This is a genomic window from Tolypothrix bouteillei VB521301 (assembly GCF_000760695.4).
Taxonomy (GTDB): Bacteria; Cyanobacteriota; Cyanobacteriia; order Cyanobacteriales; family Nostocaceae; genus Scytonema; species Scytonema bouteillei_A.
Map to the genome: position 1 here is coordinate 6,585,550 of NZ_JHEG04000001.1, position 11,457 is coordinate 6,597,006.

The window sequence follows — 11,457 nt, forward strand, 5'->3', positions numbered from 1 at the left end:
AAGCAAATGAGTCACGATAGCATACATTTAAACAAAACTAGAATTTTTCTTATGTCTCAGCCGCTTGCCACCACCTCTGTTGTCAAGGATGATACTCAAGGTATAATTTTTCCACCTGGTGACCTTTATAGCGACGAACCCCCCTTGGAAAGCGATCTACACCGCGAACAAATTGAATTGCTCGTCCGCCTGATAAAGTGGTACTGGCGAGAACGTCAGGATTTTTATGCCACGGGGAACCTAACTGTATATTTTAGCCCCAATCAAAAAAAGTCGGAAGATTTCAGGGGACCAGATTTCTTGGTAGTTTTAGATACAGAAAAGAAAGACCGTAAAAGTTGGGTTGTATGGCAAGAAGACGGTAAATATCCCAACATCATCATAGAGTTGTTATCAGATTCCACTGCGGCTGTTGATAGAGGACTGAAAAAGCAAATATATCAAAACACATTTCGGACTCCTGATTACTTTTGGTTTGACCCAGTGAGTCTGGAATTTCAAGGATTTCACATACTAGATGGGCAGTATCAAGAACTGATACCAACTCCAGAAGGTTGGTTGTGGAGCCAGCAGTTGGGGCTGTATTTGGGAGTGGTGGAGCGGAAATTGCGCTTTTTTACCCCAGATGGACAGCTAGTACTGCTACCAGAAGAGGACGCAAACCAACAACTAGAGCAAACAAATCAACAACTGGAGCAAACAAACCAACAGTTAGAGCAGGAACGGCAAAAGGTTGAAAGATTAGCACAAAGATTGCGAGCCGCAGGAATTGACCCAGATGAACTGGTATAAAACGCGTTCTTGATGACCCTTGTAACTCTTGCATTGGGTTTAATAGCGATGTCAGACAACCTACAAGCAAGTGAGTCACGATAGCATAGATTTAAACAAAACCAAAATTTTTCTTATGTCTCAGCCGCTTGCCACCACCTCTGTCGTAAAGGATGATACTCAAGGTATAATTTTTCCACCTGGTGACCTTTATAGCGACGAACCCCCCTTGGAAAGCGATCTACACCGCGAACAAATTGAATTGCTCGTCCGCCTGATAAAGTGGTACTGGCGAGAACGTCAGGATTTTTATGCCACGGGGAACCTAACTGTATATTTTAGCCCCAATCAAAAAAAGTCGGAAGATTTCAGGGGACCAGATTTCTTGGTAGTTTTAGATACAGAAAAGAAAGACCGCAAAAGTTGGGTGGTGTGGCAAGAAGACGGTAAATATCCCAACATCATCATAGAGTTGTTATCAGATTCCACTGCATCTGTCGATAGAGGACTGAAAAAGCAAATATACCAAAACACATTTCGGACTCCTGATTACTTTTGGTTTGACCCAGTGAGTTTGGAATTTCAAGGATTTCACATACTAGATGGACAGTATCAAGAACTGATACCAACTCCAGAAGGTTGGTTGTGGAGCCAGCAGTTGGGGCTGTATTTGGGAGTGGTGGAGCGAAAATTGCGCTTTTTCACCCCAGATGGACAGCTAGTACTGCTACCAGAAGAGGACGCAAATCAACAACTAGAGCAAACAAATCAACAACTAGAGCAAACAAATCAACAACTAGAGCAAACAAATCAACAACTAGAGCAGGAACGGCAGAAAGTTGAAAGATTAGCACAAAGATTGCGAGCCGCAGGAATTGATCCAGATGAACTGTAAAAATATGATTTTTCCTAGCTAACCCAAACTATACGTGGGAGAGTGAAGCAAGAATGAGTCAAAGAATCACCGAACAAATACGCTGGACAACATCTGATTTAGAATTATTGGCACGTGATGAGTGGAAGCGCTATGAAATTATTGATGGAGAATTATTTGTGACTAGAGCACCTCACTGGGGACATCAACGTGCGACTGGTAATATTCATTTAGAATTACAAAGTTGGTCTAGAACCAGTGGATTGGGTGAAGCTATTCCAACTCCGGGCATAATTTTTACAGATGCTGATAACGTTATTCCTGACGTGGTTTGGATCTCTAACGAGCGCTTGTCCCAATTATTGGATGAAGAGGGGCATTTGACAGGCGCACCAGAATTGATTGTAGAAGTTCTTTCACCAGGAGCTACGAACGAGCGTAGAGATCGAGAAGCTAAATTAAAGCTGTACTCATTAAAAGGAGTTCAGGAATATTGGATTGCGGATTGGCGGTTGCAGCAGATAGAGATCTATCGTAGAGACGCTGCTCAATTGAGACAAATCGCAACTTTGCTCCCAAATGACGAAATTACTTCCCCGCTATTGCCCGGTTTTAGCACTCAAGTCCAGCGCTTTTTTACTTGATCGTATAACTTTTTGAAGTATTAGGAACTAACTGGTCACCAGTTACCGATCGCGGTCGCAGTATTTTGAAGAGTTGGGCGAAAAACTGATACGATCCCCAGAAAGTCTTAAAATACTCTTAAATCTTCCAAATCCCCAACCTTCAATCTACACGTACCACCTCGGAACTATTTATTATGGCTATCGGCTACGTTGCGCTCGTACTCCATGCACATCTGCCCTTCGTTCGTCACCCTGAAAGTGACTATGTGTTGGAAGAAGAATGGCTCTATGAAGCCATTACAGAAACTTATGTACCCTTGCTGAGAGTATTTGAAGGCTTAAAGCGAGATGGCGTTGACTTTAAAATCACGATGAGCATGACACCACCACTTGTGTCCATGCTGCGAGATCCTCTACTACAAGAACGGTACGATGACCACTTAGCTAAACTAGAAGAACTTATAGAACTAGAAATCGAACATAATGCACAGAACGGTCATGTTCGTTATTTAGCGGAGCATTATGCGAGTGAGTTTAACGCAACGCGAGAACTTTGGGAACGCTATAAGGGGGACTTGGTAACAGCTTTTAAGCAGTTCCAGGATACAAATAACTTAGAAATCATTACCTGTGGTGCCACTCACGGCTACTTACCACTCATGAAGATGTACCCACAAGCCGTGTGGGCGCAAATTAAAGTAGCTTGCGAACACTACGAAGAAAATTTTGGACGCCCCCCCAAAGGTATTTGGTTACCAGAGTGCGCCTATTTTGAAGGTTTGGAGCGGATGTTAGCTGATTCAGGGTTGCGCTACTTCCTCACGGATGGACATGGCATTCTTTATGCTCGTCCTCGCCCTCGATTTGGGACTTATGCCCCAATTTTTACAGAAACTGGTGTTGCTGCTTTTGGTCGAGACCATGAATCTTCTCAACAAGTTTGGTCTTCTGAGGTAGGTTATCCCGGAGCACCAGAATATCGGGAGTTTTACAAAGACTTGGGTTGGGAAGCAGAATATGAGTATATCAAGCCCTACATTATGCCCAACGGTCAGCGTAAGAATACGGGCATCAAATATCATAAAATTACCGGTCGCGGTTTGGGGTTGGGTGATAAAGCTCTCTACGATCCTTACTGGGCAAGGGAAAAAGCTGCAGAACACGCTGCTAACTTCATGTACAATCGAGAGCGGCAAGCAGAGCATCTTTATGGTATAATGCAGCGACCTCCAGTGATTGTTTCTCCCTATGATGCAGAATTATTCGGGCATTGGTGGTATGAGGGACCGTGGTTTATTGATTACCTCTTCCGTAAGTCGTGGTTTGACCAACAGACTTACGCCATGACTCACTTAGCGGATTATTTAAAAGCACATCCAACCCAACAAGTTTGCCGTCCCTCTCAGTCGAGTTGGGGTTACAAAGGATTCCACGAGTATTGGTTGAACGAGACAAATACTTGGATTTACCCCCATTTGCATAAAGCAGCAGAACGGATGATTGAAATATCAACTCGCGAACCTGAAGATGAGTTGGAATGGAGAGCGTTAAATCAAGCCGCACGAGAACTGCTATTGGCACAATCCTCAGACTGGGCGTTTATTATGCGGACGGGAACAATGGTACCCTATGCAGTGAGACGCACGCGATCGCACCTCATGCGTTTTAACAAGCTTTATGAAGACGTTAAAATTGGCAAAATCGACAGCGGTTGGTTGGAAAAAGTTGAATTGATGGATAATATCTTCCCCAGTATCAACTACCGCGTTTACCGTCCCTTGTCATAAAAGCAACGCCTGTTATTATGCCCCCTCAGAATGGAATTCTGGGGCTATACAAACAAAGCCCGCCTGCGCGGGCTATTTGATAAAGGATTTTCAAGTATCTGAGGGGGATTTACTGCTGTGACTGATTTATGCGCTTTCGCAATTCAGCCTCAAATTCGTCATCTGTACTCACAGTCACTCGCCCAGATCGAGAACGAATTATGCTTAGATAGTGCTGAAATGCGTCTTCATCTTGAGGATTTAGTCGCACGTACTCGCGTAACTGCTTTTCTGTCATTGCTTCATAATTTGATTGAGTCATCCGATTATGACCTCCCCGTTTTCCAGAACTTCTAGAAGCACAGACCGATTATCAATGCATTTAGTTGTCTACCTCTTTGCGATCGCTACTCACTCTATTGGTTTTCCCTAAAACTAACAATAAACAAAGCCTCCAGCTTTACACTGGAGGCTGCAATATGCAAAAAACAAACCGTATTTTCTCTGTAAAACCCAATTCAACAATCTATCGAGGCAGATTGTTGCTCGCATAAGCATCCATGCTATAAGCCGGAGTGCGATCGCTATAATCAATATCTTGACCTGTAATGGACTTAGCTAGTCTTTCAAAAGAGCCAGAACGCCAGTTACGTTCGTGGATGGGCTTTCTTTGTTCGCCTAAGAAGTAAGCTTGAGTACCAATTAAGGCAGCTGCTGCCCAACCTACAACAAATAGTGCAATCAATAGAGTCATCATAGTTATCACCACGTCTTTTATTTAAGATTTATATTTATCTGTAAATAAATGTAACAAATTAGAAATAAAATTAACAACATAGGCTATAGTCGCGTTGACCGATAAACGAGGTACGGGCTTCCGCACTATACAAAAATCCCTCGTTTTTACGGAGGGATAACGTGCTTGGGTGAGAATTAGATATTGTCGGGGTCAATATTTAATTCTTTCAGTTTGGCTGCTAAACGCTGTGCTTTCTCTTCAGCTGCTTGTTGTGCTTGTTCAGCCGCTTGTTGTGCAGAGGCTTGTTCTTCAAAACTTAGAAGTGTTTGGCTTGTTGCTAGATCGTAAAAGCGCATTTCCCCTTCTTTAAGTCGCAACTCTAAACCTAGGACTTCACTTGCTAACGATACTGTACCGTCTGCTAAGGTAGTGGTGGTGACAGGGAGATAATTGCCATCCACTAACCGTAAACCCTGAAGTGGAGGGTTGAGATAATCTCCTGTGGGGTCATATTGATAGTACTCCCGTACTCCTAAAAAAGCGTAAATTCCTTTTTTTGCACCTTGGTCTTTGCTTCAGTGGTTTTTGAAGTAACTTATAGCACAAAATCGGGCGTTTTCTCGTTCTCCTCCCAAGTTTTGTAGCTGCGACGTTGACGATTTTCTACACCAAAAATGACAAAGACATCTGGTGAGACAACCGATTCCGGGACTCCTTGTTCGTAGTAAATAAATAGATTTCCAGAAACATAAACATCAGGACGGTTTTGGAAATAAATTCCCAGGGATTTTACTGAATAGAGTAAATATTCGCGTGTTTGGTCGCTTTCAGCCACAGGCTTACCGTCCTCATCTGGATATTCAATTGGAGTAATGGGGAAATACTCAGCAGAAACTGCCATTGGTTGTCCCTCCTCGGAGCGCGGATTAGTTTTTATGGTATCGCTTAAACCATCACATCTTCTGATGTATCTCTAACTTTGAAATAGTAATAAAGATTAGCGATCGCTATATCTGATGCCTGCTTTAAATTAGATGTAACTAACCCTCTACTAATGATAAATCGCGATCTAAATGGACATACATATAATCCACAATTTGCGTTTGGGCAATCTTATATCAATTACTCCCTTTCCGCCATAAGACTACCGATCTTCTTCTCCTCTTTCCTCTGTGTCCTCTGCGCCTCTGCGGTTCATTTAATTAAGAAATCTTCGAGCGGGAAGGGAGTAACTTCATTTTTTACAGAGCAATCATTATGCAAACAAAAAAGACAGGCAAAAGCCTGTCTCATAACTGATGATTTAGCTCTAAAAATTTAGAAGTTCATTTCAGCAGCTTGGACTTTTTCCACTTGCTTCTTCTTGAGAACAAGCATAGCTTGAGCCAACATAACAAGTGCGATGAAAGCAATCAACCACTGAACTCTTGTAGCATCTTGCAACACAATTTCAGCATCATCTTGACCAAATCCACCTACATTGGGGTTATTTGTCAAAGAATCACCAGATTGAACTGCTTGTCCTTCAGAAACAATCAATTCGGGTCCGAGGGGAACTTTATCTACCACTGTTTCCCCAGATTCACTTTGGATGCTAACTTCAAACTTCGTGTTTCCGTCTTCATCTTCTACTCTGGCAATTTTGCTCACCGTACCAGTCGCAGAAGCTGTGTAAACAGCATTGTTGCTCTTTTCTCCAGTTGGGTAAACTTGTCCGCGTCCTCGGTTAGCACCTAGGTGAACGGCAAACTTTCCAAACTGTATGTTCTTATCTGTTGCAGGGTTAGGGGAAAGAACGGGGAAAACAACTTCTTGATACTGTTCGCCGGGTAAGGGTCCAACAATAACAACGTTTTCCGAATCTTCTTTATACGGTTGGAAGTAAACGTCGCCGATTTCTTCTTTCCACTCTTCAGGAATGCGATCTTCAGGCGCAATCTTAAAGCCTTCTGGAAGCATCAGCACAGCACCAACGTTTAAGCCAGTTTTGGAACCGTCAGCACCCACCTGTTGCACACTTGTATCGTAGGGAATTTTTACCACGGCTTTAAATACCGTGTCAGGGAGAACAGATTGGGGAACTTCTACTTCTGCTGGCTTCGCCGCTAAGTGACAGTTAGCACATACAATCCGCCCTGTTGGTTCGCGAGGAGTTTCGGGGTAGGTTTGCTGCGCCCAGAAAGGATATGCTGAAGCTGCTTGAGGAAGGGCTAGATCGCTTGTGAAGAACAATGTCACTGTTGCGATCGCTACGAGCAATGTTTTGACGATTACTCTAGCACTGCGAGTCAAACTCGCTGTTGTAGAAGCATTTCTCATCTCTATAAGGACAACAAAGAGGACGATTAAAGGTTAAAGAGTATTTTGGACTTTGGATGAGTGGATTTTGGATTGGGATTTTGGATTTGATTCCAAAAGTCGCCACTACAATCTAAAGAATAATTTTTCATTTTTAGATTGCTTTAAATTTGAACCCAAAATTATCAATCTAAAATCTAAAATTTTTATGCCCACCAGGGGTTTTCGCCGGTGCGGAAGTCTGTTTCAGTCCAAGGAGTTAGAACAATTTTGTCCTCTTCCACTTTTGCATGACTGAGAGCTAAAGATAGTGGGGCGGGACCGCGCACTACCTTACCAGTAGCATCATACTGGGAACCGTGACAGGGACACTTAAACTTGTTCTCTGCTGTATTCCAAGGCACAACACAACCCAGGTGAGTACATACGGCGTTAATACCGTAATCGCCTATCGCCTCTTTGCTGTCTACCACAATATAGGTAGGATCTCCTTTTAGTCCCTGAACCAGAACGCGATCGCCTACATTATGGCTGTCTAAAAACTTGTTCACGCTGACATTGTTCCCCAGCTCGTCTTTTGCGGTTGTACCACCACCTGCACCACCCGCTGCTGGGGGAATAAAATACTTGACAACGGGATACAAGACTCCCAAAGCGACTCCGGTTACAGTTCCAAAAGTCAAAAGATTCATGAATTGACGACGCCCCATATCGGGAACGTCCACTGATTCAGAAAATTGAGCCATAACCTACGCGTTCTTCGTGTATTTTGTTAACAAATGTGACGTTTTTACTCAAAAGGTAACCCAATCGAGTAAAGATTTAATGCCCATAATTGATGCTGAAACTTGCTTCTCTAAAGATGTTTTCAGCATCTTTCTTAGTAGCATTACATTTCTTTATAGTCCTATCATACTGGAGTAATGGAACTTAACATCATAACTAAATGTAAAAATATTTGAGAAGAACTATGACAGGACAGGAATTACGTCAACTGTTGCTTGAGAAGTGGGGACATTCATATGATGTTCAGTTACGTCGGACACAGGGTAAAATATTTCTTCAAATTATGTGGAAATACTTAGAACAAGCTTCTTTTCCCTTGAGTGAAGCCGAGTATGAGGAGCATCTAGAGAGCGTTGCTAGCTATTTAGATAACTTAGGTGGAGCTATACAGGTACAAATGTTTATTAGAGAAACGCGAGAGCGTCCCCGACTCGGTAAAGCGGTCAGCATTCCTTTAGACTTGGGCGAGCGTGCTACAGAATGGCTCGTGTAATTCTGCACGCACGCATACATCCTCAATCCCTTCTAAAGTAACACATTATACATTCTAGTTATGAGATTTTTTTTCCTAAAGGCACACTTCGGTCGGGCTGTATCAGTACGACTTCACCATTTTCTATGACTACGCCTAAAACCAGAACCTCAGACATAAAATCAGCAACTTGTCGGGGAGGAAAGTTAGTTACTGATAACACCAATTTATCTATTAAATCTTCTTTTTGATAAATTTTGGTGATTTGAGCACTAGATTTTTTTATGCCCAGATCGCCAAAATCTATCCAAAGCTTATAAGCTGGTTTTCGTGCTTTGGGAAAATCTTCTACTCTGATGATTTTGCCAACGCGAATGTCTACTTTTTCAAAGTCCTCGAATGTAATTTGGGTCATTTTCCAGTCAGCTTAACCAGACCTATACCACCAAAGTAAAGCCCCAAAACGGCTCCTGCTAGAAGACTTTGAGTTAATGGATCTGTGGAAGGTGTAAGAACAGCTCCTAAAACTACTGCTCCCAGAATAACGTAACGCCAACCGGAAAGCATTCGCTCAGAAGAAACAATTCCTAGATTTCCAAGCAGTATTTGAATGACAGGAATTTGAAATGCCAATCCAGTGCTAAATAACAGCAACAAGACAAATTCAAAATATTTATCAATAGACCAGAGCTGTTCTACAACATCTGCACCATAACTGATAAAGAATTTTAAGGCAGCTGGTATAAGTAAAAAATAAGCAAATACTAAACCCCCTCCAAAAAGAACACTGGAACCAAGAACCACAGGTGCTAACAACCGTCGTTCGCGACGTGTCAGCCCTGGAAGCACAAACTGGATAATTTGGTAGAGCACAAAGGGGCTAGCAAGTAGTATCCCTGTATAACCTGCAACTTTGACAGAGACGAAGAAATATTCTCCTGGCGCAAGTTGGAGGAATTTTACTCCCTGTGCTGGGACTTCTAGTAACCGGACAATGGGTTTAACTGCAACAAAGCAACCAACAGCACTGACGGCTAGAACTGCTAGAGAGTAAAAAATGCGCTGTCGCAACTCCTCCAAGTGGTCGAACAGAGACATCTCAACCTCTCCGGGCAATTCATCAAGAGGATCGAGATCGGAATTGCCATCGTCTTCTTGGAGGTTAACACGAGGGGAAGTTGAAGCAGTTTCCCGGTCCGAGTCCCAGGGTTCGTCAAACTGCTGTTGGGTTTCTACGTCTTGAGAAGGCGTCATGAATCAACAATTTAGGGCATTACCTGTTAACTATTGTATCTGGGGAAGTCACTAACGAGGGTTTTTTGTTACCTTTGCTATCTTTTTCCGGTTGCTTGGGAATTTTCTTGGAATCGTTAATGTAGGGAGTTGTATGCTGGGCTGTAGCACCTTTAAAAAATGGAACTAACTGTTGACAATTAAGTCAATAGCTTTAAGAAGTATTGACTTAATTCGTTAGAGAGTAACAAAAACTCCTTTTACTTAAATTTTATAAAAAATTGCATCTGCTTTAACGTAATTAAACATTTCTCGCCGAGGTTTGTATGAGTAAAACAATTTGTGTAGGATTCATTTCATTTTCTGTTTTTTTAGGCAATATAGGTCAAGGTTTTGCTAGCAGTCATGCTGAGAACCAATCCTCCAAATATCAAAGTTTTACCCGGACGAATTCCATTATGAGTAGCATAAAATCTTATAAGAGTGATATAAATTTCTTATTTTCTGCTAGAGATGAGCAGAAAGGTGATTGTCTTCGCTATGGTGACTGCAAGCGTTAAGATGTCATTTTTTATTATTGATTGACCGGAGTTGTGCATATTTCGATCGATTTTTATATGAACTATTTTTTTGCATATTTCTAACGCATGAGAGTATAGAAATCATAATTTCATTTTGGAAAAATTTGGATGGCTAATGGCTAATAGCTAATGGCTAATGGCTAATGGCTTTTCGAGCGTTAGTAATTAGGAATTATCAGTCTTTACTCTTATTTTTATATTTCATTTATGACTGCTATAGAAATCATAATTTCATTTGAAAAATCTACGTAAGGCGGGCAATAACCAAGCTACAGTAACGAAAATTTTTTATAAATTATTTAGGGCTGCTACCTTTATACTGAAAAACCATAATTTTCAGGAAATGGCATGGAACCGAGATGTGGATGACTTAAGGCTAAAAGCCCATTACCTTCCTTGAAAACAGTATAAAAACAGGAGAGAATCAAAGATTGCAGGCTTTCTACATATTGTTCGTTACCGTTTCCTCGCGTTCCAATTGCGGAAACTCCTTGAATAAATTCATGACTTGGCACCTCTTGAAAAACTTCCTCAAGAGTGCCTAAAACAACAGCAATATCTTCGGGCGGTACAAACATATTCCCTAAATATCCTGGAAGTCTACCTGCGCGTTCCCAACCTAAACCACCCCACAACATTTCAGGCGCACCCACACGATTGGTCCTGACTAGCTCTAATAAAGCTTGACTCATTGGTACGGAAATAATTGGAGCTTCACCTATAAAGAGATTATCAAAAATTTCTGCAAAAGCACGTGGGAAGAAAAGATGGTAAGCATGATGCAAATCATCCCAATCAAAGGCATCTGGAGTTTGCTGTTTGTCAACAAAAGCCTTGGGAATATAATAATTGAATATCTCTTTGTCTCGGGCATGAAATTTGCTCTCATATTCAGTTCTCTTCTGGAGAAAATTTTGTAACTTATAAGAGATTTGCGATCGCTCAACAGCTTGCTCAAATACTTGTTTGACATTGAAAACATCTGTTGGCGGTACTTTGAACAAACACCAAACTGGTTCTGCACCCATAATTCAGTTACTTTTACTACATAAATTATTTTTTTACTACTAGAGTTTAAATCATCCCCCTACTGACCGATAAATATATCTAAGGGAATATCCGGAAGACCTGAGAGAAATTTTGTATCTTAAAGTTAAATTGCAGCAACAGTTAAGTACAAATTATCACAAGCTAGTGGTGGAAGCTCTCCGACTTCCATAAGGATACAGGTGGTCAACAAGCAGTGACACCCCTTATTCACCATTCTGTAGTCGGGGAGGTGACAGCTATAAAATTACCCGTATTTATTAA

Annotated in this window: 14 protein-coding genes; 5 read left to right on the forward strand and 9 right to left on the reverse strand. The window is 41.7% G+C overall.

Annotation, left to right across the window (positions count from 1 at the left end; translation table 11 throughout):
• The first annotated feature begins 51 nt into the window (after window positions 1-51).
• From HC643_RS26690 to HC643_RS26705, 4 genes are all read left to right on the forward strand, one after another.
• Window positions 52-792, forward strand: coding sequence for a Uma2 family endonuclease (locus HC643_RS26690; RefSeq protein WP_167844759.1), 741 nt, complete (start codon window positions 52-54; stop codon window positions 790-792).
• A 115-nt stretch (window positions 793-907) separates the two neighbouring features.
• The gene (locus tag HC643_RS26695) at window positions 908-1,666 is read left to right on the forward strand and encodes a Uma2 family endonuclease (protein WP_038089721.1); all 759 of its coding nucleotides are present in this window, start codon (window positions 908-910) and stop codon (window positions 1,664-1,666) included.
• Window positions 1,667-1,719: 53 nt separating this feature from the next.
• On the forward strand, window positions 1,720-2,289 hold the full coding sequence (locus HC643_RS26700; RefSeq protein ID WP_038089724.1) for a Uma2 family endonuclease: 570 nt from the start codon (window positions 1,720-1,722) through the stop codon (window positions 2,287-2,289).
• A 176-nt stretch (window positions 2,290-2,465) separates the two neighbouring features.
• Entirely contained in the window at window positions 2,466-4,058 is a 1,593-nt protein-coding gene (locus HC643_RS26705) for a glycoside hydrolase family 57 protein (protein WP_038089727.1), read from the forward strand.
• 109 nt (window positions 4,059-4,167) lie between these two features.
• Here HC643_RS26705 and HC643_RS26710 read toward each other — a convergent pair whose 3' ends face one another.
• The 6 genes from HC643_RS26710 to petC all read right to left on the reverse strand — a co-directional run bounded on the left by HC643_RS26710 (window position 4,168) and on the right by petC (window position 7,820).
• Complete coding sequence (locus HC643_RS26710) at window positions 4,168-4,359, reverse strand: DUF6887 family protein (protein ID WP_038089729.1); 192 nt, start codon at window positions 4,357-4,359, stop codon at window positions 4,168-4,170.
• Between the two features lie 204 nt (window positions 4,360-4,563).
• Window positions 4,564-4,794: a photosystem II protein, Psb35-related gene (locus HC643_RS26715; RefSeq protein ID WP_038089733.1), complete on the reverse strand. Its 231-nt coding sequence runs from the start codon at window positions 4,792-4,794 to the stop codon at window positions 4,564-4,566.
• A 176-nt stretch (window positions 4,795-4,970) separates the two neighbouring features.
• The gene (locus HC643_RS41575; RefSeq protein ID WP_237265949.1) at window positions 4,971-5,237 is read right to left on the reverse strand and encodes a hypothetical protein; all 267 of its coding nucleotides are present in this window, start codon (window positions 5,235-5,237) and stop codon (window positions 4,971-4,973) included.
• 134 nt (window positions 5,238-5,371) lie between these two features.
• Complete coding sequence (locus HC643_RS41580) at window positions 5,372-5,677, reverse strand: Uma2 family endonuclease (protein ID WP_237265950.1); 306 nt, start codon at window positions 5,675-5,677, stop codon at window positions 5,372-5,374.
• A 416-nt stretch (window positions 5,678-6,093) separates the two neighbouring features.
• A complete protein-coding gene (gene petA, locus HC643_RS26725; protein ID WP_038089735.1) occupies window positions 6,094-7,095 on the reverse strand; it encodes a cytochrome f in 1,002 nt (333 codons plus the stop codon).
• A 185-nt stretch (window positions 7,096-7,280) separates the two neighbouring features.
• Window positions 7,281-7,820, reverse strand: a complete 540-nt coding sequence (gene petC, locus HC643_RS26730) for a cytochrome b6-f complex iron-sulfur subunit (protein WP_038089737.1) — start codon at window positions 7,818-7,820, stop codon at window positions 7,281-7,283.
• A gap of 224 nt (window positions 7,821-8,044) precedes the next feature.
• Between petC and HC643_RS26735 the strand changes: the two genes are divergently transcribed.
• Window positions 8,045-8,353 (forward strand): DUF3067 family protein, encoded by a 309-nt coding sequence (locus HC643_RS26735; RefSeq protein WP_038089740.1) that lies wholly within the window; start codon window positions 8,045-8,047, stop codon window positions 8,351-8,353.
• Window positions 8,354-8,411: 58 nt separating this feature from the next.
• Here the strand turns inward: HC643_RS26735 and HC643_RS26740 are convergent, their stop codons facing one another.
• From HC643_RS26740 to HC643_RS26750, 3 genes are all read right to left on the reverse strand, one after another.
• The gene (locus HC643_RS26740; protein WP_038089743.1) at window positions 8,412-8,747 is read right to left on the reverse strand and encodes a tRNA-binding protein; all 336 of its coding nucleotides are present in this window, start codon (window positions 8,745-8,747) and stop codon (window positions 8,412-8,414) included.
• Window positions 8,744-9,586, reverse strand: coding sequence for a twin-arginine translocase subunit TatC (gene tatC / locus HC643_RS26745; protein WP_038089746.1), 843 nt, complete (start codon window positions 9,584-9,586; stop codon window positions 8,744-8,746). Before tatC ends, HC643_RS26740 begins: the two co-directional genes overlap by 4 nt.
• An 874-nt stretch (window positions 9,587-10,460) precedes the next feature.
• The gene (locus tag HC643_RS26750; protein WP_038089750.1) at window positions 10,461-11,174 is read right to left on the reverse strand and encodes a hypothetical protein; all 714 of its coding nucleotides are present in this window, start codon (window positions 11,172-11,174) and stop codon (window positions 10,461-10,463) included.
• Window positions 11,175-11,457 lie beyond the last annotated feature (283 nt).

What these genes read in the sequence shown, in the direction of transcription:
- HC643_RS26690 (WP_167844759.1), top strand. Translation starts at nt 52, where the DNA reads ATGTCTCAGCCGCTTGCCACCACCTCTGTTGTCAAGGATGATACTCAA.
- HC643_RS26695 (WP_038089721.1), top strand. Translation starts at nt 908, where the DNA reads ATGTCTCAGCCGCTTGCCACCACCTCTGTCGTAAAGGATGATACTCAA.
- HC643_RS26700 (WP_038089724.1), top strand. Translation starts at nt 1,720, where the DNA reads ATGAGTCAAAGAATCACCGAACAAATACGCTGGACAACATCTGATTTA.
- HC643_RS26705 (WP_038089727.1), top strand. Translation starts at nt 2,466, where the DNA reads ATGGCTATCGGCTACGTTGCGCTCGTACTCCATGCACATCTGCCCTTC.
- HC643_RS26710 (WP_038089729.1), bottom strand. Translation starts at nt 4,359, where the DNA reads ATGACTCAATCAAATTATGAAGCAATGACAGAAAAGCAGTTACGCGAG.
- HC643_RS26715 (WP_038089733.1), bottom strand. Translation starts at nt 4,794, where the DNA reads ATGATGACTCTATTGATTGCACTATTTGTTGTAGGTTGGGCAGCAGCT.
- HC643_RS41580 (WP_237265950.1), bottom strand. Translation starts at nt 5,677, where the DNA reads ATGGCAGTTTCTGCTGAGTATTTCCCCATTACTCCAATTGAATATCCA.
- petA (WP_038089735.1), bottom strand. Translation starts at nt 7,095, where the DNA reads ATGAGAAATGCTTCTACAACAGCGAGTTTGACTCGCAGTGCTAGAGTA.
- petC (WP_038089737.1), bottom strand. Translation starts at nt 7,820, where the DNA reads ATGGCTCAATTTTCTGAATCAGTGGACGTTCCCGATATGGGGCGTCGT.
- HC643_RS26735 (WP_038089740.1), top strand. Translation starts at nt 8,045, where the DNA reads ATGACAGGACAGGAATTACGTCAACTGTTGCTTGAGAAGTGGGGACAT.
- HC643_RS26740 (WP_038089743.1), bottom strand. Translation starts at nt 8,747, where the DNA reads ATGACCCAAATTACATTCGAGGACTTTGAAAAAGTAGACATTCGCGTT.
- tatC (WP_038089746.1), bottom strand. Translation starts at nt 9,586, where the DNA reads ATGACGCCTTCTCAAGACGTAGAAACCCAACAGCAGTTTGACGAACCC.
- HC643_RS26750 (WP_038089750.1), bottom strand. Translation starts at nt 11,174, where the DNA reads ATGGGTGCAGAACCAGTTTGGTGTTTGTTCAAAGTACCGCCAACAGAT.